The sequence below is a fragment of the Streptomyces sp. NPDC004435 genome (genome assembly GCF_042873895.1).
GTDB lineage: Bacteria > Actinomycetota > Actinomycetes > Streptomycetales > Streptomycetaceae > Streptomyces.
The window spans coordinates 140784-163981 of record NZ_JBIAMB010000014.1; the positions used below are offsets into that span (position 1 = coordinate 140784).

At 75.3% G+C, this 23198-nt stretch carries 19 protein-coding genes; 14 read left to right on the forward strand and 5 right to left on the reverse strand.

The features are described from left to right. Nucleotides 1-85: 85 nt before the first annotated feature. On the reverse strand, nt 86-1588 hold the full coding sequence (locus ACFYT9_RS25045) for a PP2C family protein-serine/threonine phosphatase (RefSeq protein WP_389167406.1): 1503 nt from the start codon (nt 1586-1588) through the stop codon (nt 86-88). 212 nt (nt 1589-1800) lie between these two features. Here ACFYT9_RS25045 and ACFYT9_RS25050 point away from each other — a divergent pair, with 212 nt between their 5' ends. The 4 genes from ACFYT9_RS25050 (at nt 1801) to ACFYT9_RS25065 (ending at nt 7219) form a co-directional block, all read left to right on the forward strand. After that, nucleotides 1801-3492 carry a hypothetical protein gene (locus ACFYT9_RS25050; protein WP_389167408.1) on the forward strand — a complete coding sequence of 564 codons (1692 nt, stop codon included), beginning with the start codon at nt 1801-1803 and terminating at the stop codon, nt 3490-3492. A 206-nt stretch (nt 3493-3698) separates the two neighbouring features. Next, nucleotides 3699-5264, forward strand: coding sequence for a hypothetical protein (locus tag ACFYT9_RS25055; RefSeq protein ID WP_389167411.1), 1566 nt, complete (start codon nt 3699-3701; stop codon nt 5262-5264). Next, a complete protein-coding gene (locus tag ACFYT9_RS25060) occupies nt 5261-6457 on the forward strand; it encodes a pyridoxal-phosphate dependent enzyme (RefSeq protein ID WP_389167414.1) in 1197 nt (398 codons plus the stop codon). Before ACFYT9_RS25055 ends, ACFYT9_RS25060 begins: the two co-directional genes overlap by 4 nt. Before the next feature lie 231 nt (nt 6458-6688). Further along, a complete protein-coding gene (locus ACFYT9_RS25065) occupies nt 6689-7219 on the forward strand; it encodes a GNAT family N-acetyltransferase (protein WP_387279300.1) in 531 nt (176 codons plus the stop codon). Here the strand turns inward: ACFYT9_RS25065 and ACFYT9_RS25070 are convergent. Then, nucleotides 7216-7800 (reverse strand): YdeI family protein, encoded by a 585-nt coding sequence (locus ACFYT9_RS25070; RefSeq protein ID WP_389167417.1) that lies wholly within the window; start codon nt 7798-7800, stop codon nt 7216-7218. The two genes, ACFYT9_RS25065 and ACFYT9_RS25070, sit on opposite strands and share 4 nt — an antisense overlap. A 238-nt stretch (nt 7801-8038) precedes the next feature. Here ACFYT9_RS25070 and ACFYT9_RS25075 point away from each other — a divergent pair, with 238 nt between their 5' ends. After that, the gene (locus ACFYT9_RS25075; protein WP_389167420.1) at nt 8039-8950 is read left to right on the forward strand and encodes a carbohydrate kinase; all 912 of its coding nucleotides are present in this window, start codon (nt 8039-8041) and stop codon (nt 8948-8950) included. A 108-nt stretch (nt 8951-9058) separates the two neighbouring features. Here the strand turns inward: ACFYT9_RS25075 and ACFYT9_RS25080 are convergent, their stop codons facing one another. Further along, nucleotides 9059-10348: an ATP-binding protein gene (locus tag ACFYT9_RS25080; protein WP_389167576.1), complete on the reverse strand. Its 1290-nt coding sequence runs from the start codon at nt 10346-10348 to the stop codon at nt 9059-9061. A gap of 207 nt (nt 10349-10555) precedes the next feature. Next, nucleotides 10556-10993, reverse strand: coding sequence for an SPW repeat protein (locus tag ACFYT9_RS25085; protein ID WP_389167422.1), 438 nt, complete (start codon nt 10991-10993; stop codon nt 10556-10558). Between the two features lie 176 nt (nt 10994-11169). Here ACFYT9_RS25085 and ACFYT9_RS25090 point away from each other — a divergent pair, with 176 nt between their 5' ends. Further along, a complete protein-coding gene (locus ACFYT9_RS25090; protein ID WP_376605906.1) occupies nt 11170-11538 on the forward strand; it encodes a cupin domain-containing protein in 369 nt (122 codons plus the stop codon). A gap of 53 nt (nt 11539-11591) precedes the next feature. Here the strand turns inward: ACFYT9_RS25090 and ACFYT9_RS25095 are convergent, their stop codons facing one another. Continuing rightward, complete coding sequence (locus tag ACFYT9_RS25095) at nt 11592-12536, reverse strand: TauD/TfdA dioxygenase family protein (protein ID WP_376605907.1); 945 nt, start codon at nt 12534-12536, stop codon at nt 11592-11594. Between the two features lie 517 nt (nt 12537-13053). Here ACFYT9_RS25095 and ACFYT9_RS25100 point away from each other — a divergent pair. From ACFYT9_RS25100 to ACFYT9_RS25135, 8 genes are all read left to right on the forward strand, one after another. Continuing rightward, complete coding sequence (locus tag ACFYT9_RS25100) at nt 13054-14283, forward strand: ROK family protein (protein ID WP_389167426.1); 1230 nt, start codon at nt 13054-13056, stop codon at nt 14281-14283. A gap of 76 nt (nt 14284-14359) precedes the next feature. Further along, nucleotides 14360-14431 carry a putative leader peptide gene (locus ACFYT9_RS25105; RefSeq protein WP_359521833.1) on the forward strand — a complete coding sequence of 24 codons (72 nt, stop codon included), beginning with the start codon at nt 14360-14362 and terminating at the stop codon, nt 14429-14431. A gap of 247 nt (nt 14432-14678) precedes the next feature. After that, a complete protein-coding gene (locus ACFYT9_RS25110) occupies nt 14679-16271 on the forward strand; it encodes an ABC transporter substrate-binding protein (RefSeq protein WP_389167428.1) in 1593 nt (530 codons plus the stop codon). A 1-nt stretch (nt 16272) separates the two neighbouring features. Continuing rightward, nucleotides 16273-17217 carry an ABC transporter permease gene (locus ACFYT9_RS25115; protein WP_389167431.1) on the forward strand — a complete coding sequence of 315 codons (945 nt, stop codon included), beginning with the start codon at nt 16273-16275 and terminating at the stop codon, nt 17215-17217. A 5-nt stretch (nt 17218-17222) separates the two neighbouring features. After that, the gene (locus tag ACFYT9_RS25120) at nt 17223-18086 is read left to right on the forward strand and encodes an ABC transporter permease (protein WP_389167433.1); all 864 of its coding nucleotides are present in this window, start codon (nt 17223-17225) and stop codon (nt 18084-18086) included. Beyond that, nucleotides 18083-19951 (forward strand): ABC transporter ATP-binding protein, encoded by a 1869-nt coding sequence (locus ACFYT9_RS25125; protein ID WP_389167436.1) that lies wholly within the window; start codon nt 18083-18085, stop codon nt 19949-19951. The genes ACFYT9_RS25120 and ACFYT9_RS25125 overlap by 4 nt, the downstream gene beginning before the upstream one ends. Continuing rightward, nucleotides 19948-20877: a formylglycine-generating enzyme family protein gene (locus ACFYT9_RS25130; protein ID WP_376598538.1), complete on the forward strand. Its 930-nt coding sequence runs from the start codon at nt 19948-19950 to the stop codon at nt 20875-20877. Before ACFYT9_RS25125 ends, ACFYT9_RS25130 begins: the two co-directional genes overlap by 4 nt. Continuing rightward, nucleotides 20874-23189: an arylsulfatase gene (locus ACFYT9_RS25135; RefSeq protein ID WP_389167439.1), complete on the forward strand. Its 2316-nt coding sequence runs from the start codon at nt 20874-20876 to the stop codon at nt 23187-23189. Before ACFYT9_RS25130 ends, ACFYT9_RS25135 begins: the two co-directional genes overlap by 4 nt. Nucleotides 23190-23198 lie beyond the last annotated feature (9 nt).

Below are 23198 nucleotides of genomic sequence, written 5' to 3' on the forward strand. Positions count from 1 at the left end.
AGAAGGCGGCGCGGCCGCCGGAGCCGTGCCCTCGGGAACCGAAGCGGCCTCAGGCACCGAAGCGGCCTCTGGAGTCGGCACGGCCTCAGGAGCCGACGCGGACGACCATCACGCAGGCGTCGTCCCCGCGGGCTTCCTCGCCGAACTCCTCCAGGACCGACCGCAGGCAGTCCTGCGCGTCCCGTGCCTCCGCGAGCCGGGGGGCCAGGGCGAGCAGCCGTGCGACACCGGTGTCGTCGAGGGCGTTCACACCCCGGGTCAGTCCGTCGGTGTGGAGCACCAGCACGTCGCCCGGGTGGAGCCGGGTCTCGGTCTCCCCGTACGCGACCGCCGGCGTCGCTCCGAGGAGGACGCCCTCCGGGCGGCGCAGCGGACGTCCCGTCCCGTCGCGGAACAGCAGCGGGGCGGGATGGCCGGCCTGCGCCCAGGTGAGGGTCTGCGCCACGGGGTCGTAGCGGCAGCACATCGCGCTGCCCAGCGCGGGCTGTCCCGAGCTCTCCAGGAGCTGGTTGAGGTGTCCCATCAGGGCGCCGGGCCGGATCCCGGCCACGGCCATGCCGCGGAGGGCGCCGAGCAGCATCGCCATCGAGGAGGTCGCGGCCACGCCGTGGCCGGTGAGGTCGCCGACGGTGAGCAGCGCGTCGCCCGCCGGCAGGGCGAGGGCGTCGTACCAGTCGCCGCCGATCAGGCCGGTGGAGGCGGCCGGGAAGTAGTGCCCGGCGACGTCGAGCGGGGCCGGACCGCCGTGCGCGAAGCGGAGCGAGCCGCGCCAGGGCGGGAGCACCGCCTCCTGGAGCTCGACCGCGACCCGGCGCTCGGTGCGCTCGATCTGCCGGCTCCGCTCCAGGCTGTCCCGGCTCTCGCGGACGGCCCGCTCGCTGCGCCGCAGCTCGCTGACGTCCCGCAGGACGGCCCACATGGAGGCCGTGAAGCCGTCGGCGTCGAGGACCGGCTCGCCGGTCATGTGCACGGTGCGGACCTTGGCGTCGGAGCGGACGATCCGGAACTCGCCGTCGATCGGCTTCCCGTCGATCAGGCAGTCCGTCACCATCGCCTGGAGTCGGGACTGGTCCTCGGAGAAGACCACCGTCGGCATGTCGTCGAGCGACATGGGGCCGAGTTCGCGCGCGCGGCCGAAGATCTGGAAGAGCTCGTCGGACCAGCTCACCTCGTCCGTCAGCAGGTTCCACTCGGCGCTGCCGACCCGGGTGAGGAGCGAACCGGTGCGCGCGGGGGCCTCGCCGTAGGCGGCGCCGGCGTCGCTGGTGAAGGACCCGTCGAAGACGGTGTCCTCCTCGGACCCGGGTGCGGCGTCCTCCGGTGCGGGGGCCGGCGGGGCGGTGAGTGTCGTGGCCGGCGCGCCGGTGCGGAGCTGACCGAACTGCGCCTTCAGTTCGTCGAGTTGATGCATCGCCAGATCGCAGAGCGCGCGCTGCCAGCGCTGCTGCGGATCGTCGTCGTGGGCAGCGGCGTCCCGCCGGACGGCGTCGACCTCTCCGCGCAGACGGCTCGTCTGCGAGATCAGCGCGTCCACGGCACCCGGCTCCGGCGGTTGGGCGGGGTGGTCCGCGAACAGAGGGGACGGCATGTCGTACTCCGATACAGGCGCGGCGCGGCCCGTGTCGGAACGGGGCCTGGGGACGACTGTGGCACAGGGGCGGAGCGGTCGTAAGGGGTTTGGCAACACTCGATCCGGTGGTGCTTCTGACATATGCCTGAGGCCCGGCCGTTATCGGCCACGACACAACGGGTTACGGTGCACATGTGGTGAGCGACGAGGCGAACGGTGCGGCAGGCGCGGTGGCTACGGAGACGGGGGAGGCGGCGGCGGTGACTTCGGGCCCGGCCGGTACGGCGGTGCTGCTCGCGGCGGCCCCCGCGGGGCGCGGCCGCACCATGGACGCGGTCTCCGTGCTGCCCGCGCTCGCGGCGGTCCCGCCCGGTGTCCTCACCGGCACGGCGACCGCGACGCTCGTCGAACTCGCCGATCCCGTCGACCCGCAGACCGTCCTCACCCGGCTGCGCGCCGCCGCCCAGAGCCCCGGCCCGCTCGTCCTCTTCCTCGCGGGGCAGCTCCACCTGGACCGACGCCAGCAGCTGCCCCACCTCGCCCTGGCGCGCAGCACCTCGGCGGCCCTGCGCTACACCGCCCTTCCCTGGCACTGGCTGGCTGAGGCGGCCGCGTCCCGGCCGGCCGGGACGACGACGGTCGTCGCCGACCTCGTCGCGGACCCGGAGACCTGGACCCGCCTCGGCGCCGGCCCGGAGCCGCTGCGCCTGAGCCCGGCCCCGACGCTCTACGCCCGCGTCACCCCGCCCCCGCGCAGGGGCGAGCTGGTCACCCCCGACTACCTCCGCGCCTGGGCCGACCAGTGGCGCGCCGGCGTCCGCCTCCCCTTCCCGGCCCTGCACGCGGAGGCGGTCGCCCGCACGCAGTCGCCGCAGGCGCTGTTCCTCGGGCCGGGCGGGCAGCCGGTGGCGGCGGTGGCGGCGCCGGTGGCCGTCGCTCCGGTGGTGCCCGTGCCAGTGCCCGTGCCGATGCAGGCTCCCGTGCCCGTTCCCGTTCCCGTTCCGGCGGGGCCTCCGGCCCTTCCGGCCGGGTTCGCGGCGGCCGAGTCCGTACCAGCTCCGGCTGCCGGGCCCGAGCCCAGGGACGAAACCGCGGCGGAACCCGTACGCGAGCCGGTACGGGTGACCGCACCCGAGCCTGTATCGGTACCCGTACCCGTACCCGTACCGGTGCCTGTAGAGACACCCGTACCCGAGCGCGTACCGGTACCCGCACCCGCAGCCGTACCCAAGCCGGAGCCGGTACCCGTTTCCGAGCCGGAACCGGCACCCGCACCCGCCCTGATCGGGCCCGATCCGTCCGAACTCTCCCCCGGCACCATCAAGTTGGTCCCCGCCAAGGGGAAGGGCTCCCCGAACCCGGTCCCGGCGCAGGCCGTCCCCCCGATGCCTCCGGCTCCTCCCGTCGTGCCTCCGGCGGCCCCGCCCGTGCCCGCCCCGGCCGCCGGGCCGGCGGCGGTCGATCCGCGCCGGGGCGCCTACGGGCAGGCCCCGCCGGAGGAGCCGGCCGCGCACGATCCGCACCCCGCGATCCTCTCGGCCGCGATGGCGGGCCGGCACGCGGAGGCGGCGGAGATGGCCGCGGCGTGGGAGCGGGACGCGCTGCGGAGGTTCGGGCCGCGCTCGGGTGAGGCCGTGCACTGGATGGAGGTGCGGGCGGACCTCGCCCGGCTGGCGGGCGAGCCGGCCCGCAGCTGTGAGCTGTGGCTCGCGGTGGCCGAGGCCCGCCTGGGGCTCCGCCAGCAGCCGGACGACCGGGACGTCGAGGGGGCGGTGGACCGCGCCCACCACCAGTGGGAGCAGATCACCGACCCGGCCCGCGCCCGCGCGATCGGCCCCACGCTGGTGGCCCTGCGCCGCCGCGTCCCCGGCCGCCGCCCGGGCGCCCTGGAGGCCCTGCGCCGCCGCATGCACGCCCGCTGACCGGGTCCGCGCCGGGGCCGTACGCAGGCCCGCTGACCGGGTCCGCGCCGGCCGTACGCACGCCCACCGACCGCGGGCGGCCCCGGTCGCATGCGTACCCGCTGACCGAGACCGGCCCCGGTCGTGCGCGCCGGCTGACCGGGTCCCTGCCTGGCCGTACGCACGCCCGCCGACCGGGCCCAGGCCCCACCCCGACAGGAAGTCCCATGTCCTCCTCCCCTCTCTCCGAGTCCTGGCTCCGCGGGATCGCCGCCAATCCGGCCGCCCCGTCCGACGTCCTGATCCGCCTGCTCGACCCGGCCGGACGGCCGGCCTGGCGGGTCCTCTGCGAGGAGAGGGACCTGCCCGCGGACGTCGTCGACGCGGTCGTCGCGCACCCGGAGCGAGCGGTGCGCCGCGCCTTCGCCCGTAACCCCCACGTCGACTCCGCGCAGCGGGGCCGGCTGGTGAGCGACCCCGCCGACCTCGTGCGGGCCTCCCTCGCCAGTGGTCCCCGGCCACGGCCGCGCAGGCCGCGGCCCCTGCCGGACGGCGTCATCGAGACGCTCCTGACGGCGGAGGAGGCGGGGGAGGACGGGATGCTGACGGCGGACGAGATCGCCGGGGAGCTGATCTCCTCGCGGCAGATCCCGCTGTCCTACTGGCGCGGGCTGTCCGAGCACCCGCATCCCAGGCTGCGGGTCTTGGGCGTGAACAACGCCGGCTGGCGCCGGCTCGGCCCGGCCCGGCGCGCCGCCCTCCTCGCCGATCCGGATCCCGCCGTGCGCGCGGCGGCGGCCCGGAGGGTCAGGGACCTGGACCCGGTCGCCCTGGAGGCCGAACTCCCCGAGGAGAACGGCCACTTCCGGCGCGGGCTGCTCACCAACCACCCCGTCACCGACGCCGTGGCCGAGGCGTGTCTCGCCGCCGGGCGCGACCTGTGGTCGCTCGCGCAGAATCGCCACACGCCGTACTTCGCCGTCGTCCGCCTCGCCCGCGACCCGGACCCCGAGGTGCGGGAACGCGTGGCGGCCAGGGCCGACGTGGACGCGGCGCTGCTCGCGGAACTGGCCGAGGACCCGGAGGAGTCGGTGCGGAACCGGGCCGTGGTCCACCCGCTGCCCCGGACCTGGGCCGAGCGCGCGGCCATCGACAGCGTGGTCGGATGGCACGCCGTGGACTGCGACTGCCCGATCCCCGAGCCGGACGCCTGGCTGTCCGACGGGCCGGAGGCGAGCTGGTACGAGGCGTGCGCCGGGTCCGAGCACGCCGTTCTCCGCCGGGTCGCCGCGAGCCACCCCGCCCTTCCCGCCGAGCTGGTGGCCCGGCTGGCCGAGGACCCCGATCCCGAGGTGCGGCACCGGCTCGCCTGCCATCACCCGCTGGCGCCGCCCGAGACCGTCCTCGCCACCTTCGTCGCGCGCCCCCGGCAGCGCCCGCACCTCCTGACCCTGCCGGGGATGCCCCGCACCGGCCTCCGGCACCTGCTCGACCACGACGACCCGGAGGTCCGCGCCCTCGCCGCCGCCGACCCGAGCCTGGACCAGGCGCCGGCACGGCTGCTCACGGACCCCGACGAGCGGGTGCGCCGCGCGGCGGCGGCCGCTCCGGCCCTGCGGGACGCGGCCGCCCTGGCGGCGCTGCTCGACGACCCCGCGACGGCGGAGGGCGCGGCGGCCAACCCGAACCTGCCGGCCCGCCGCCTCGACGAACTCCTCGACCTGGCGGGCGTCCCCGCACTCGACCGGCCGCCGGCCGTGACGCTCCCGCACCTTCAGGATGGCCTCTCGTGACCTCTCTCGCCCGCGCCCAGCGTTCGCTCGCCGACCCGTCGGTGCGGCACCCGCTGTGGCCGCCGCTCACGGCGGGCTGCCCGGTGACGTCCACCGGCGAGGTCGCCTACCCGCTGGAGGTGGACTACGACTACGACGCGGTGCCGGCGGGCCTCTTCGACGGGCCCGCCGCGCACGGTCTGGAGCGGTGGGCGCCGCTGCTGCCTCCGCTGGCCGCGCCGGGACTGGGGGAGGGGAACACCCCCCTGGTGGAGCTGGCCGACGGGGTGTGGGTGAAGGACGAGTCGCGCAACCCGACGTGGAGCCACAAGGACCGGCTGAACCGGGTGGCGGTGAGTGCGGCCGCGGCCTCCGAAGCGAGGGGGATCGTCGTCTCGTCCTCCGGCAACCACGGCGCGGCCGCCGCCGCGTACGCCGCCCGTGCCGGGCTGCCCTGCGCCGTCTTCACCTCGCCCGACGCGCCGCCCGCCGTCGCCTCCCACCTCAGGGCCTACGGCGCGACCGTGCTCACCGTGCCGTACGCCTCGGTGCGCCCGCTGATGCGGCGGATCGTCGACGAGCTCGGCTTCCAGTCGGTCAGCAGCGTCACCGACTCCGCGCACACCGGGCACCCCTTCGGCCCCGAGGGGTACAAGACGATCGCGTACGAGCTCGCGCTCGCACTCGGCCGCGCCCCGGCCGCCGTCCATGTGCCCACCGGATACGGCGAGTTGCTGTTCGGTGTCGCGAAGGGCTTCCAGGAACTGGCCCGGCTGGGGGTGACCGCGAGCGTGCCTCGGATGTACGGCGTCGAGCCGGCCGCCGCGGGCGCCCTCACCGAGGCCCTGCGGACCGGGCGCCCCGCCGCCCGCGTGCCCGTCGGCCCGACCGCCGCGTACGCCATCGACTGCGAGGTGAGCGGCTATCGGGGAGTGCGGGCCGTCCGGGACACCGGTGGTGCGGCCCGCACGGTGACGGAGCGACAGTTCACTCACGCACGCGACGAGTTGGCGGCCCAGGGCATCTGGTGCGAGGTGTCGGCCGCCGCCGGGCTCGCGGGTCTGCGTGCCCACGGCCCGGACCCGGCCGACGAGGACGGGCCGGTGGTCTGCGTCGTCACCTCCAGCGGGTACAAGGACGTGGCCACGGGACGGGAGACCTTCGCGCCGATGGACGCCGACTGGGACACCGTACGGGCGCTGCTGGTGAGCTGATCCCCCGGCCGGGACGCCTCGGCGGGGCGGGGCCCGCCATCGGCCCCTCGCCGCCTCCGGCCCCGCGGCAGGCCGGCGAAGGCGAGACCGAGGCGGCGTCGACGCCCTCGGGGCCCCGGGCGCCCTCCGGGCCCGGCACGCTCCCGCCTCGCCGCGCGACGCCCCCGCCCGGGGCCGCTGCGCCCGACCGGCCGGTGACCGGCGACCCGTCGCCCTGGGATGATCGGAGGCATGACTGCCACGCCGCCCCGTCCCCCGGAGCGCCCCGCCCGCCCCGGGCCGGCGCGCGAGGACACGCTCCGCACCGAGCGGCTGGTGCTGCGGCCCGTGCGGACCGCCGACCTGCCCGCCGTGACCCGCCTCTGGACCGACCCGGAGGTACGCCGCCACCTCGGCGGCCCGGTCATCCCGTCGGTCGTCGCCCTCAGGCGGCGGAGGGTCGTCGGCGCGCCCGGCCGGCACGCCGTGGTGCGCGCCGAGGACGGCGTCCTGCTGGGCCTCGTCACGGTGGAGCCGGCCGGGCACGGCGGCGAGACCGAGGTGTCGTACCAGTTCCTGCCCGAGCACTGGGGGCGCGGTTACGCCCGCGAGGCGGTCGCCGCGGTCGTCGCCCGCGTCCTGGAGACGGCCCCCAGCGTCGTCGCCGTCACCCAGGAGGCCAACCACCGCTCCCGCCGCCTCCTGGAGGCCGTCGGCCTCGAGCACGCCGACTCCTTCGTGGAGTGGGACGCCCACCAGGTGCTGTACCGCCGGACGCGCTAGCTTCCGGCGCCCTCTGCCAGCCGGTCCACCGCCCGGTCGAGGCGGGCCGCTCGGGTCTTCGGGGTCCTGGCCTGCCAGAGGGAGAGGATCACCAGATAGCGGTCGGTCTTGCTCAGGGCGTCGAAGGCCCGGGCCGCCTCGGGGCGGTCCGCGAGCGCCGCGGCCAGGTCGTCCGGGACCGTGGCGTCCTTCTGGGAGGGGTACGCGGCGGCCCACCGTCCGTCCGCCTGCGCGGCCCGCACCTCCGCCAGCCCGGGCTCGCGCATCCGGCCGTCCGCGAGCAACTGCTCGACCTGGCGCACGTTCACCTGGGACCAGAGGCTGCGCGGCCGGCGCGGGGTGATCTTCTGGACGTACGAGCGCTCGTCGCGGGCCTTGCGCTTGCCGGTGATCCAGCCGTACGCCAGCGTCAGGTCGAGGATCTCGTCGGCCGTCGGCGAGGGCAGCCCCCCGCCCTTGCGGCCCAGCAGCATCCAGATGCCGGGGGTGTCGCCGTGATGGGCGTCGAGCCACGCCTCCAGCTCGTCGCCGCCGTCGAAGGCGAGGACCTCCAGACCCTCGTCGGTGCCGACCGTCTCCACCCCGTCCGCCCTCCCCGCGCCCGCCCGTACCGGTCCCGTGCCGGTCCCGTACCGTCCCGCACAAGATACGGGAACGGGATCATCGACCGGACCGGACCGGACCGGACCGGACCGAACCGAACCGGACCGGCTCGGAACCGACCCGGCCGCGACCCACGCGCCCGGTCGCGTCCTGCCCAGACGTCTTCGGCGGCCAGGCAGGCTTCCGGGACACCTACGCCAAGGAGCTGCGAACCCCATGTCCTTCCTGGTGATCGGCGAGTGCGTCGCCGACATCGTCCGCGACCCCGGCGCCGCCGACGTCGTCCACCCCGGGGGCAGCCCCGCCAACGTCGCCTACGGCCTCGCCCGGCTCGGCCGGGACACCACCCTCCTCACCCAGCTCGCCGACGACCCCTCCGGGCGGCTGATCGCCGGCCACCTCACCGGCGCCGGCGTGCGGCTGGCCGTCGGCGGGGTCCCCGCGCGCACCCCTTCGGCCGTCGTCTCCCTCGACGCGCGGGGCCATGCCTCGTACGCCTTCGACATCGCCTGGACGCTGACCGCCGGTGAGCCGCCCGCGACGCCGGAACCGGTGCGCCATGTGCACCTCGGCTCCATCGCGGCCGTCACCGAGCCCGGCGCCGCGACCGTGCTCGCCCTCACCCGGCGGTTGCGGCCCACGGCCACGGTCAGCTACGACCCGAACGTGCGGCCCGCGCTGATGGGCGGGCACGCGACGGCGGTGGAGCGCGTCGAGCGGTGCGTGGCCCTCGCGGATCTGGTGAAGGCGAGCGACGAGGACCTGGCGTGGCTGTACCCGGGCGAGGCGCCGGAGGCGGTGGCGGCGCGCTGGCTGAGGCTCGGTCCCGCCGTCGTCCTCGTCACCCGGGGCGGCTCGGGATCGCTGGCGGTGACCCGCGCCCACACGGTGGCGGCCGGGGCGCCGGCCGTCACGGTCGTCGACACGGTCGGCGCCGGCGACTCCTTCATGTCGGCCGTCCTCGACGCCCTCGCCGGCCGGGACCGGGCCGGGCTCGCCGCGCTCGGCCCCGACGACCTCGCCCGGGTACTGGCCAGGGCGGCCGCCGCGGCCGCCGTCACCGTCTCGCGGTCCGGCGCCCGGCCCCCGGACCGGGAGGAGCTGGACGCGGCGCTCGCCGGCCGGTGACGCCCGCGTCCGCCACCGGCCGGCGGATTCGGACGGTGGCGCCGGTCGCCCGGCGGGTCCGGACGGTCGCGCGGTTCCCGTCACGGCACGGCCGACGCGTTCGGCCGGTCACGTCCGGGCGTGGCTGGTGATGTCCGCCGCGAACTGTTCGACCAGCTCCGGCGTCACCGTCGGGCGGGCCGCCGCGATCGCCGCCAGGTAGTCCGCCGTGCTCGCCCCCGGCGCCGTCCGGTCCCTGCCCCGGCCGCCGACGGCGAGCAGGTCCCGCTCGAAGGACGACTGCGCGGCCACCCGCGCCGCGTGCTCGATGTCGGCCGGCGTGAACAGGTCGCTGGCAAGGACCAGTTCGTCGATGTCCACCTCCGGCCGCCCGTCCGTGTAGCGCGCCCAGATCGCGGCCCGGGCGGCCTTGTCCGGCGTCCCGATCGGGATCAGGTAGTCGAAGCGGCCCGGGCGCAGGAAGGCCGGGTCGAGGGAGCGGACCGAGTTGGTCGCGCACACCAGGAGCCGCTCGTCCCCCTCGCGGAAGCCCGGTATCAGCTTGAGGAGTTCGTTGGTGACGCCGTGCAGCCCGCCCGGCTGCGCGGGCTCGGAGCGGACCGGAGCGATCTCCTCGACCTCGTCGATGAAGACCAGGACCCGCTCCAGCTCGGCGATCCCGGCGAAGGCCGTGCGCAGCGCCGCCGCGAGGTTGCCGCCGTCCGCGAGCCGCGAGGGCAGGATCTCGACGAAGGGCCAGCCGAGCCGGGAGGCGACCGCCCGGGCGAAGGTGGTCTTGCCGGTGCCGGGCGGTCCGAAGAGGCAGATCGCCCGGGGCGGCCGGACCCCGTGCCGGGTGGCCCGCTCGGGCTCGGCGAGCGGTAGCACCACCCGCCGCTCGATCAGGTCCTTCTCCCGCTCCATGCCCGCCACCTTCGCCCACAGGTCGCCCGGGAGCAGCCGGCCGCCGAGGTCGTCGAGGACGCCGGCGGCGGGCCCGTGCAGGGGCTCGGTCTTCTCGAAGTACGCCACCGCGGGCCGGCGGGTGTAGCCGGCGTTGAGCAGCCCCTCGCCGAGCAGTTCCTCCTCCGGCAGGACGTATGCGATCCGCCCGACCCGGGCGGCCACCAGCTTGCGCTCCAGTTCCACCAGGAGGGCGCTGGCCAGGCCGCGGCCCCGCCAGGCGGAGGCGATCGCGATCCGCATGACCCAGGCGCGCTCCCCGGAGACGCAGGCGAGCGCGGCGCCGATCGGTACGCCCTGGTGGACGGCGACGACGGCCGGCTGGCGGGAGGTGAGGGCGCCGATGCACTCGGCGAGGGAGAAGACGGACTCCTGGCCCAGCTCGGCCGTGGTGTCGATCAGATGGACGACGGCGGCGAGATCGTTCTCGCGGTAGTCGTGGATGTGCCAGTTCACGGTGGTTCCGCCCCTCGTACGCATGCCGTGCTCGTTGCGGCGAGGCTAGGCGGGGGCCGGGCGGGGCGGCCTGCGCCATCCTGCACAAGGCGCTGCGGCGAAACGCGCCGCTTCGTCACTGGGCGGAGCGGCGCGTGCGCGTATGGCGGGCGGCGGACGGCGGCGGGTCCGGAGGGAGCCGCCGCCGTCCTGTACGAGGCCGGGGCCCTACGTCCTGCGCTTGCTCATGAGCAGTCCGCCCGCGGTGAGGGCGAACAGACAGACGCACGCGCCTGCGATGACGTTGCTGAGCACCATGCCCGTGTCGGGGGCCCGGGTGACGACCCACGGAGCGATGATCGTCCAGGCGCCGAGCAGCAGGACGACGAAGTTGAGGTCCTGGGAGCGCTCGGGAGCCATCGACATGCACAGGCCGAGGACGGCGAGCCCGATGCCGACGATCAGGTTGGTGAGGGCCAGCTCCGGCCTGGCGGCGGCGAAGTGGACGGTGTACGCGGAGATCGCGATCCAGACGCCCGCGAGGATCACGAGCTCCTCGACCGCCGCCACTCCTCTGGTCTGAAGGATCTGCGCGTAGCGGTCGCGCATCTCCGTCGCGTCCGGGTGTCCCGAGATGTCACCGGGACGGTGTGAGACGTCGGCCATGTGACTCGCCTCCTTGCTGGCGTGCTGCGTGTCGGACCGCGCTCGCGGCACGAGTGCCGCAGTCCCATTGTGCTCTTATATGTTCCTTATGTGAAGCGGGAACAAGAGCGGCCGACCGGTCCGGCGTACGCTGGGAGAGGACTCGGGGACCCGCGCACCGCCGGGAGGCGGAGACGATGGCCGGCATCACGCGAAGAAGCTTCGACGCGGCGGACGAGACCCGTCCCTTCGAGGGCGGCAAGGGCAGGCTCGATCTGCTCACCATGGAGGACGGCGCCGTCGGGCGCGCCGTGTTCGAGCCCGGCTGGCAGTGGTCCAAGCACGTGAAACCGATCGCCGGGACGGACAGCTGCCAGGCGTCGCACATCGGGTACGTGGTCAGCGGGCGGATGCACGTCGTCATGGACGGCGGCGGCGAGGAGGCCGACTTTGGTCCCGGGGACTTCATGCGGGTCACCCCCGGACACGACGCCTGGGTCGTCGGTGACGAAGCCTGCGTGGCGCTCGACTGGAACGGCTTCGGGGACTACGCCAAGTCCTCCTGAGCGCGGGCGGATCCGGAGGGTGGCGGCGTCGCGGCCGCCACCCCCTGCGGTGGTCAGGCGGCCGGCTCGCCCGTGGAGGCGCCGGACGCGATGCCGAAGGACGGGTCCGGGACGGACGAGGGCTCGAGAAGCTCCGACGGGCGTCCGTCCACGCCGACCGGCACGTCGCCGTCGATGGTGACCCGGCGCAGCTTGCGCTCGTGCTCGCCCGAGTCGTCCACGCCGTAGTGCTGGGTGGCGCGGTTGTCCCAGATCGCCACGTCGCCGGTCCGCCACTGCCAGCGCACGGTGTTCTCCGGGCGCTCCACGTGAGCCTGGAAGAGCTGGAGCAGGGTGCGGGAGTCGGCGCCGGTCAGACCGCTGATCCGCTGGACGAAGTTGCCGAGGAGCAGAGTGCGTTCGCCGGTCTCCGGGTGGACGCGGACGACCGGGTGCTCGGTGAGGAACTTGGTCGAGGCGAAGACGTCCCGGAACTGGGCGAGCTGCTCGGGCACGGCGTCGGGGCGCAGCGCCGCGTAGTCGTACGCGTTGGAGTGGACGGCCCGCAGGCCGTCGGCGAGCCGCCGCAGCGGCTCCGGCAGGTTCTCGTACGCGGTGGCCGTGTTGGCCCACAGCGTGTTGCCGCCGTACGGCGGGACGACGACCGCCCGCAGGATGGAGAAGGCCGGGTAGGCGGGGACGAAGGTGACGTCGGTGTGCCACTGGTTGGCGCGGCCGCCGTAGTCGGAGTCGATCGGGAAGGAGTAACGCCCGTCCGCGGACGGCACGGTGGGGTGCGCGACCGGCGTGCCCAGCAGTCGGCCGAAGGCCTCGTGGGCCTCCTCGTCCAGGTGGTCCTGGTCGCGGAAGAAGACGACCTTGTGGGCCAGGAGCGCGGCGCGGACGCCGGCGACGGTGTCCGGGTCGAGGTCGCCGCCGAGGCGGACACCGGAGATCACGGCGCCGAGGCGCCCGCCGAGCTTCTGCACGGTGAGGTCGGTGGTGGTCGCGGTCGTCATGGGGAGTTCCTTTCGGAGGCGGGCCCGTGGGGCCCGAGGGGCTCGTGGGGTCTCGTGAGGTCGAATGAGGGAATTAATTCGGGAGCGGAAGTAATGTCGGCGTGCGAGGCCCCGGTGGTGGGGCAGCGGGCACGCCGGGACGGGCGGGGAAGGGGTGGTCGCGGAGCGGGCGCGGGTCCGAGGGCGCCGCGCGGGTCGGCGTCGCCGAAGGCGGCCGGGCCCCGAGGAGGGTCGCGAGGGTCAGGCGGGGGTGACGGCCGGACAGGAGGTGGTCGCGAACATGTCCAGGAGACTGGCAACGCCCCGGGGGCGGCGTCAAGCGCCCGCCCGCTGCCCCCGCCGCCGCAGGCAGTGGTTGAATCGGCGCCTGCCCGGTCCGCCGACTCTCCCTCAGAGACCGCCGCTGACCTGGTATTTCATCCCCCGGAGGTGCCGTGCTGCGGGGGCGGCCGAGGGTGGGCCGACCCTCCTCCGCGGCCCACGGGGGAATTCACGTCCCCGCAACAGAGAGGCAGAGATGACCCGTACGCTCCAGGGCTCCCGGATGGCGGGCGACGGACGGCGCGAGGCGAACGCGGCGACCGTGCTGCGGACCGTCCTCGACCACGGCCCGGTCTCCCGCAGCGCCGTCGCCCGGCTCTCCGGTCTGAGCCCGGCCGCCGTCTCCCGCCAGGCCACCGACCTCACCCGGCTCGGGCTCCTGCGCGAACTGCCGGAGCCCGCCGGGAGCGGGGGAGTGGGCCGGCCCCGGATCCCCGTCGACCTGCACATCGGCGCCACTGGCGGGCCGGTCGCCGCCGGGGTCCATCTCGGTGTGCCCGGCTCCACGTTCGCGCTGGTGGACCTGCGCGGCCGGGTCCTCGCCCGGCACCACCACCCCCACGCGCCCTTCGAGCCCGACGGGCTTCCGGGGGCGGTCGGCGCCGAGCTGCGCGCCTTCCTCGACCGGCACGCGGCGGGCCGGCCACTGCTCGGGGTGGGGGCCGCGATCGGCGGCCGGGTCGATCCGGCCGCCGGTGTCGTCGTCCGGCACGACGCACTGGGCTGGTGCCGGCGCCCCTTCGCCGCCGAGCTCTCGCACGCCCTGGGCGGCCCGGCCGTCCGGCTGGACAACCACGCCCGTGCCATCGCGCAGTCGGAGATCCTCTTCGGCCGGCCCGCCGCCCGCCGCAGCCTCCTGCACCTCTTCGTCGGCAACGTCGTGGACGCCGCCGTCGGTCTGGCCGGGGTCGTCCACCAGGGGCCGGGCGGGGCCGCCGGGGACGTCGCCCACCTGCCCGTACCGGACTCCACCGCTCCCTGCCCGTGCGGCCGTTCGGGCTGCCTGGAGGCGACCGCCTCCAACACGGCCCTCGCGCGGACCGCCGTCCAGCGGGGCATCGTGCCCGAGGCCGACACCTCGCTCGTGGTCGACGCCGCGGCGGCCGGGGACCGGCGGGCCGACCGGCTGCTGCGCGAACGGGCCCGGGCGGTGGGCCGCGCGCTCGCCCTGCTCCTGGACGTCCTCAACCCGGACCTCGTCGTCGTCACCGAGCAGGCGAGCGTCCTCGAACCGGAGTACCTGGAGGAGATCCGGGGGGCCGCGATCGACCTCTCGCACGTCTGCGACGACACCGAACGGATCGTCAGTCCACATGCCGGACCGGCCACGCTGCCGGTCGCGGCAGGCACGGTTCTGCTGAATCCCCTGTTCAGGAGGCCTCTTGAGACCCTTGAGGAGCTGATGGTCGAGGGAGCCCTCGGGTGAGGTCGTCTCAGAATGCGGGAATGACTGGTTGACCGGGTCTCGAAGCCGCTGCCATATTGCTCCCGTGAATCCGGACATGCGCCTCATCTCCCGCAGGCACGTCGACCTCTGTCGACTCGCCAGCGCGGTCTGTGCCGTCCGCGTCTGACCCTCCGGCGCGGCCCGCGACGCCGCCCCCCTCACCGCCCGGCCCCTGAGCCGGGCCTCGCGCCCCCGGCCGCCGCCGCTCCGCGACCGGCCGGCCGCCCCGGGCCCGTACCGCCTCCCTCCCGCCGGCGTCCCCGGCCGGAAACCCCGCGCCTCCGCGTCCCGGCACGCACTCCCGCCTTCATTCCTCCCGCAGCGGAAGAAACATCCTCCGCCGAGCGGGTCCGACCTCCTCCAGGCAGGCACCGATGACCGAGCTGTACCCCTCCGCGCCCTCCGCCCCCTCCCGGCGCACCACGCTGCGTGCCGCCGGCGGCGGCGCCCTGCTCCTGGGCCTGGGGCTGACCGGCTGCCGCTCGGCCGTCTCGGAGTCCGCCGCCCCGGCGGCCGGGGACGCCGCCGGACCGCGGCGCGGCGGCACCCTCACCGTGGCCGTCAACTCCGACTTCACCCCGAGCCTGCTCTTCGCCCAGAGCAACCAGTCGCTCCAGCAGCGGCTGATCTACAACACCCTCACCCGCTACGACGACAAGCTCGAACCCCGGCCCGAGCTGGCCACCTCCTGGGAGTACGCCCCGGACGGCCGCGCCCTCACCCTCAAGCTCCGCACCGGCGTCGTCTTCCACGACGGCCGCCCCTTCACCGCCGACGATGTGATCTTCGCGGTGAAGAACCTTCAGAACCCCGTCAGAGCAGCCCAGTTGAGGGCCACCGCCGCAGCCGTCACCGGCTTCGAGAAGCGCGGCGACCACGAACTGGTCCTCACCCTCGCACACCCCGTCGACAATCTCTTCGACCTCTTCGAGTTCATGATCATCACCGATCGGAACAGCGTCGAGGACGCCTTCACCGGCAAGAGGCTCAACGGCACCGGACCCTTCGCGCTCACCGCCTGGCGCCCCGGCTCGGGCCTCAGCCTCAAGCGCCACGAGCGGTACTGGCTGCCCGACCGCCCCTACCTCGACGGCGTCGAGATACGCGTCGTCCCGCAGGCCGACGCCCTCATCTCCTCCCTCCGCACCGGCCAGTCCCAGCTCTCGTACTCCGTCCCCGGCCGGAACCTCGCCACCGTCGCCGGCGTCCCCGACCTCGTCGTCAGCGAGTACTCCACCGGCGGCGGCGCCTCCTACCTCGGCGTCAACACCACCGTCGCCCCCCTCGACGACAAGACCGTCCGCCAGGCCCTCGCCTGGGCCGTCGACCGCGAACGCATCCTGGAACAGGTCCTCGGCGGCTACGGCCTCGCCTCCGCCACGCCCTGGCCCAAGTCCTCGCCCGCCTACAGCGAGGCCGGGCGCACGCACTACCGCCACGACCCCGGCAAGGCCCGCGAGCTGCTGAGGTCGGCCGGACACCGCCGCCTCGACCTCCCGCTCCTCCACGTCAACCTGCCCGGCGAGACCGCGCTCGCCGAGGCCGTCCAGTATGACCTCAAGCAGATCGGCGTCCACGTCACCCTGGAACCCACCGACCCGGCCACCGCCCAGAAGAAGCTCATCTCCCAGTCCATGCCCGCCCTCTGGGCCATGGGGCACAGCTTCGCCCAGGTCCAGCCGTCCACGCTCGCCGTCAGCGCCTATCCCTTCAACACGGCCAAGAACACCTCCCGCTTCCGCTCGGAGAAGTACACCCGGGTCGTACGCGAGGCATGGACAAGCCGCGCCACGGGCGCCGAGGCCAACGCCCTGCGGCAGCGCGTCACCGACGTCCTCCTCGACGAGGCGTTCATCATCGACCTCGCCATCCGCGGCAGCGTCCAGGTCGCCTCGAAGAAGCTGCACGGCGTCACCCTCAACAAGTTCTCCTACCTCAACCTCGACCACGCCTATCTGGCGGGCTGACGTGCGCGGATACCTGCTGCGGAGACTCCCCTCCGCCCTCCTCGTGCTCGCCGCCGCCTCCGTCCTCGCCTTCGGGATCCTGAGGCTCGTCCCCGGCGACCCCGCCGCCGTCCTCGCCGGCCCCGACGCCGGCCCCGAGGTCCAGGCCGCCATCCGCGACCGGCTCGGCCTCGACGACCCGCTGCCCGCCCAGTACCTCCACTGGATCGGCGGACTGGTCACCGGCGACCTCGGCCCCTCCTACGTCATCGGCGGCGAGACCGCCGACCTCATCACCGACGGCCTCGGCGCCACCGTCGAACTCACCCTGGGCGCCCTGCTCCTCGCCGTCCTCATCGGCGGCACCCTCGGCATCGCGGGCGCCACCGCCCGCCGTCCCTGGGTCCGCGGCACGGTCCGCTCCGTCACCACCGCGGCCCTCGCCGTCCCGCCGTACGTCAGCGGCGTCCTCCTCGTGCTGCTCTTCGCCGTCCTCCTCGGCGTCCTGCCCCCGGGCGGCCGGATCCCCCTGCTCACCGCCCCCGACCTCGGCGTCCAGTACCTGCTGCTGCCCGCCCTCTGCCTCGCCCTGCCCAGCGCCGCCGTCCTCGGCCGCTACCTGGAGGACAGCCTCCTCCGCTCCCTCGCCGAGGACCACGTCCGGACCGCGACCGCCGCCGGCATCGCGCCCCGCCGCATCCTCTGGCGCCACGCCCTGCCGCACGCCCTCCCGCCCGTCGTCACCCTCCTGGGCATCCAGACCGGACACCTTCTGGGCGGCGCGGTCCTGGTCGAGGCGATCTTCGCCTGGCCCGGCCTGGGCCAGCTCGCCGAACAGGCCCTCGTCCGCCGCGACTACCCCGTCGTCCAGGACCTCCTGCTCCTCCTCGTCGCCGTCTTCGTCCTCGTCCAGCTCCTGTCCGACCTCGTCCATGCCTGGCTCGACCCCCGGATCAGGTGGGAGTAGCCGCCATGACCACCCTCGCCCCGCCGGCGCCGGCGCCGGCCGCCGCGCGCCGCCCCCGCCACCCGTACCTCACCGCCCTCGCCACCGCCCGCGGCGGCACCGGTCTCGCCCTCGTCGGCCTGGTCGTCCTCGCCGGGCTCCTCGCCCCGCTGCTCGCGGGCCACTCGCCCACCGACCAGAGCGGCCTCACCCTCGCCCCGGCCGGCACCTCCGGACACCTCCTCGGCACCGACGACCTGGGGCGCGACCTGCTCTCCCGGCTCCTGTACGGCATCCGCGCCGATCTCGGCATCATCGCCGTGGCCGTTCCGCTCGGCGCGGTCCTCGGCTGCCTGGCCGCCCTCGCCGCCGCCGCGCACCCGGCCGTCGACACCGTCGTCCAGCGCGCCTTCGACCTGATCCTGGCCTTCCCGGGCCTGATTCTGGCGCTCGCCGTCACCGCCGTCCTCGGCCCCGGCCGGCTCCCCGTGATCCTCGTCATCGCCCTCGCCGAGATCCCCGTCTTCGGACGCCTCCTGCGCACCGGCATCCTCGCCCAGCGCGGCCGCGAGTACGTCACCGCCGCCCGGGTCGGCGGCACCTCCGGCCGCCGGATCCTCACCCGCCACATCCTGCCCAACGCCGCCGACCCGCTCGTCGTGCAGTGCGCCGTCTCCCTCACCGTCGCCGTCTTCCTCGAAGGCGCCATGAGCTTCCTCGGCGTCGGCGTCCGGCCCCCCGAACCCACCCTCGGGGCCGTCCTCAGCCAGTCCATGCCCCACCTCGCCCAGGCCCCGCACTTCGCCGCGGGACCCCTCGTCACCGTGACCGCGCTCGTCCTCGGGCTCTCCCTCGTCGCGGAGGCGCTGAACCGGGAGATCCGCCGATGACCACCGCCCCCCTCCTCGACGTCCGCGACCTGCGGGTCACCTTCACCACCCCCGACGGCGCCGGCCTGCACGCCGTCCGGGGCGTCTCCCTCACCCTCCGCCGCGGCGAGACCGTCGCCGTCGTCGGCGAGTCCGGCTCCGGCAAGTCCACCACCGCCCTCGCCCTGCTCCGCATGCTCCCCGGCACCGGCCGGATCACCGGCGGCTCCGTCCGCCTCGACGGCACCGACCTGACCACCGCGGGCGAGGAAGAGCTGCGGGCCGTCCGCGGCACCCGCGTCGGCATGGTCTTCCAGGACCCGATGACGGCCCTCAACCCCGTCCTCACCGTCGGCCGCCACCTCGACGAGGTCCTGCGCGCCCACGGCGGCCGGGACAGGGCCGCCCGCCGGGCCCGCACCCTCGAACTCCTCCGCCTCGTCGGCATCCCCGACCCGGAACGGCGCCTCGACGACCACCCGCACCAGTTCTCCGGCGGCCAGCGGCAGCGCGTCCTCATCGCCATGGCGCTCGCCGGCGAGCCCGACGTCCTGCTCGCCGACGAACCCACCACCGCCCTCGACGCCACCGTCCAGGACCAGATCCTCACCCTCCTCGGCGAGCTGACCCGCACCACCGGCACCGCCCTCGTCCTCATCACCCACAACCTCGGCGTCGTCGCCCGCACCTGCGCCCGCGTCCTCGTCATGTACGGCGGGACCGTCGTCGAGGACGGCCCCACCGCCGAGGTCCTGGCCCGCCCCCGCCACCCGTACACCGCCGGCCTGCTCGCCGCCGTCCCCCGCCTCTCCACCCCCTCCGGTACCCGCCTCACCGGCATCCCCGGCAGCCCGCCCGACCTGAGGCTCCCCGTCGCCGGCTGCGCCTTCGCCGCCCGCTGCCCGCTCGCCGAGGACCGCTGCCGCACCACCGCGCCCGAGTTCACCGCGCTCACCGACGGCGTCCGCGCCGCCTGCCACCCTGCCGCCGAGCGCACCGTGCCGCTGCCGCCGCCCCCACCGCCGGCCCCCGTCCACCGTCGGGCACCCGGGCCCGTCGTCCTCGCCGCCGAGGGCCTGCGCAAGACGTACGGCGGACGGCGGCGCCGCCTCACCGCACTCGACGACGTCTCGCTCACCCTGCGGGCGGGCGAGACGCTCGGCATCGTCGGCGAGTCCGGCTCCGGCAAGTCGACCCTCGCCCGGATCCTCGCCCACGCCCACCCCGCGGACGCCGGCCGGGTCCTCCTCGACGGCCAGGACGTCACCCGCCCCGGCCGGGAGGGACTGCGGGCGGTCCGGCGGCGCGTCCAGATGGTCTTCCAGGACCCGTACGCCTCACTCGACCCCCGGATGACCGTCGGCGACATCGTCGCCGAGCCACTGCGCGCCTTCGGCATCGGCACCGGCGCCGACCGGCCCGCCCGCGTCGCCGAACTGCTGCGCCGCGTCGGGCTCGACCCCGCCGCCGCCGGCCGGCTGCCCCGCTCCTTCTCCGGCGGCCAGCGCCAGCGGGTCGGCATCGCCCGCGCCCTCGCCCCCGAGCCCGCCGTCCTCATCTGCGACGAACCCGTCTCCGCGCTCGACGTGTCCGTGCAGGCGCAGATCACCGGACTCCTCGCCGACCTCCAGCACGACCTCGGCCTCGCCCTGGTCTTCATCGCCCACGACCTCGCCGTCGTCCGCCAGGTCAGCCACCGCATCGCCGTCATGCACGACGGCCGGATCGTCGAGGAGGGCGACGCCGACGTGCTGTGCGAGCACCCCCGCGACCCCTACACCCGCGCCCTGCTGGCCGCGGTGCCCGAGCCCGTCCCGGTCCCCGCGACCGGGCCCCCGTCCCTGTCCGCGGCCCCGTCCGCGGCCGACGCGAAGGTGGCCGTATGAGCACCTGCTGCACCCCGGGACGCGGCTGCTCGGGGGAGCGGCCGCCCGCCGTCGTACCGCTCCCGCGACCGACCGTGCGGACCGCGCCGCCGCCCCACCCCATGGCGGAACTGCCCGGCGGCACCTTCCGGATGGGCGACTCCTTCGGCGAGGGCTACCCGACCGACCACGAGGGCCCGGTCCGCGAGGTCACCGTCGCGCCCTTCGCCATCGACACCACCGCCGTCACCAACGCCCGCTTCGCCGCCTTCGTCGCCGCCACCGGCCACCGCACCGACGCCGAACGGCACGGCTCCTCCTTCGTCTTCCACCTCCTGCTCCACCCGGCCGCGGACACCCACGTCCTCGGCCAGGTCGCCGGCGCCCCGTGGTGGCTCGGCGTCGAGGGCGCCTCCTGGCACGCCCCCGAAGGCCCCGGCTCCGACCTCGAAGGGCGCGCCGACCACCCCGCCGTCCACATCAGCCACGGCGACGCCCTCGCCTACTGCGCCTGGGCCGGCCTCCGGCTGCCCACCGAGGCCGAGTGGGAGTACGCCGCCAGAGGAGGGCTCGAAGGCGCCCGCTACCCCTGGGGCGACGAACTGGCCCCCGGCGGCGAGGAACGCTGCAACACCTGGCGCGGCGACTTCCCGTACCGCTCCGACCGGCCCGGAGGCCGTACCGGCACCGTCCCGGTCGCCTCCTACCCGCCCAACGGGTACGGCCTCCACGACACCTCCGGCAACGTCTGGGAGTGGTGCGCCGACGCCTGGGACCGCACCGGCCGCGAGCGCGTCATCCGCGGCGGCTCGTACCTCTGCCACGCCTCGTACTGCAACCGGTACCGCGTCGCCGCCCGCTCCCACAACACCCCCGACTCCTCGACCGGTCACGGCGGCTTCCGCTGCGCCCGCTCCCTGACCACGGAAGGCCCCGCCCCCGCATGAGCACCGCTTCCCGCCCCGACCCCTACGCGGGCTTCGCCGGCCGGGCCGGCCGCACCTTCGCCGACTCCGAGCCCGCCTGGCCGGACCGCACGACCCCGCCCGCCGGGGCGCCCAACATCGTCGTCGTCCTCGTCGACGACATGGGCTACAGCGACATCGGCCCCTTCGGCTCCGAGATCCCCACCCCGGTCCTTGACCGGCTCGCCGAGGACGGCGTACGGCTCGGCAATTACCACACCATGCCGCTCTGCTCGCCCGCCCGCGCCGCCCTCCTCACCGGCCTCAACCCGCACCGCGTCGGCTACGGCACGGTCGCCAACTTCGACCCCGGCTTCCCCGGCTACGGCATGGCGATCGCCGACTCCGTGCCCACCCTCGCCGAACTCCTCCACGACGCCGGCTACGCCACCTACGCCGTCGGCAAGTGGCACCTCGTCCGCGACTCCGCCTCCAACGCCGCCGACGACCGCGCGAACTGGCCGCTCCAGAAGGGCTTCGACCAGTACTACGGCGTCCTCGAAGGGCTCACCAGCCTCTTCCACCCGCACCAGCTCGTCCGGGACAACAGCCCCCTCGACATCGACGAGTTCCCCGACGGCTACTACTACACCGACGACATCACCGACCAGGCCATCTCCATGGTGAAGTCGCTGCGCGCCCATGACCCCGACAAGCCCTTCCTCCTCTACCTCGCCCACAACGCCGTCCACGGCCCGCTCCAGGCCAAGCCCGAGGACATCGCCCGCCACCGGGGCCGCTACGACGACGGCTGGGACGCCCTGCGCGAGCGCCGCTTCGCCGCGCAGATCGCCCGCGGACTCTTCCCGCCCGGCACCGAACTCCCCGCCCGCAACAGCGAGTCCGGCCACGACGTCCCCGCCTGGGACTCGCTCACCGAGGAGCAGCGGCGGCTCTACGCCCGCTACATGGAGGTGTACGCCGCCCTCGTCGACAACATCGACCACAACCTCGGCCGGCTCACCGACACCCTCGCGGCCCTCGGCGAGCTCGACAACACCGTCATCGTCTTCACCTCCGACAACGGCGGAACCGGCGAAGGCGGCCGGGAGGGCACCCGCTCCTACTTCAGCCGCTTCGTCCACCACCCGCGCCTCCCCGGCGACTGGGACCCGGACGTCGACCGCGACCCCGAGCTCATCGGCGGGCCGCGCAGCCTCGTCCACTACCCGCGCGGCTGGGGCATGGCCTCCAACACGCCCTTCCGCCTCTACAAGGGCCAGACGTACGCGGGCGGCGTCCGCGTCCCCTTCGTCCTCTCCTGGCCCGACGGGGTCCGCGCGGGACGGCTCGCCCCCGGCGTCCGCACCCAGTACCAGTACGTCACCGACATCACCCCCACCCTCCTCGACCTCGCCGGGATCGCCCGCCCGGACACCCGCCGCCGCGTCCCCGTCCAGGAAGCCGACGGCACCAGCTTCGGCCCCGTCCTCGCCGATCCCGCCCACGCCTCCACCCACCCCGAGCAGTACTGCGAGATGAGCGGCAACCGCAGCCACTACCGCGACGGCCACAAACTCGTCACCCACCACCGCCCCGGCACCCCGTACGACGACTCCGAATGGGCGCTGTACGACATCCGCGCCGACCCCACCGAGATCCACGACCTCGCCGCCGAACGCCCCGACCTCGTCAAGGAACTGGCCGCCGCCTGGGAGGAGGCCGCCTGGCGCAACGGCGTCTTCCCGCTCCCCGACCACAGCGGCGCCCTCGCCCGCCGCCACCCCGCCGAGCAGCGCCTCGCCCGCCCCCTCACCCTGCTGCCCGGCACCCCCGAACTGGAGCGCTACCGCTCCTCCCGGCTCGTCGCCCAGCGCTCCTTCGAGATCGAGGTCCTCCTCGACGAGACCGGCGAGGGCGTCCTCGTCTCCCACGGCGACCAGGGCGGCGGCTACAGCCTCTACGTCGAGGAGGGCCGGCTGACCTTCGCCTACAACGAGTACGGACACCTCCACGAGACCGACGCCGGCCCCCTCGGACCCGGCCCCCACACCATCCACCTGGCCGCCACCGCGGAGGAGGGCCTGCGCTGGCGCTTCACCGTCACCGTCGACGGCGAGGAACGGGCCGCGCCCGACAGCGTCCACCAGCTGATCGGCATGGCCCCCTTCCAGGGCGTCAGCGTCGGCGTCGACCGCAAGTCCCCGGTGTCCTGGCCGCTGTACGAGCGCCGCCGCTCCTTCCGGCACACCGGCGGCATCCGCTCCGTCACCTACCGGCCCGGCGCCCCGGGACCCGACGCGCCCGAGACCGTCGCCGCCGCCCTGGAGGAGGCCGCGGCCGCCTTCGAGTAGCCCCGTGCC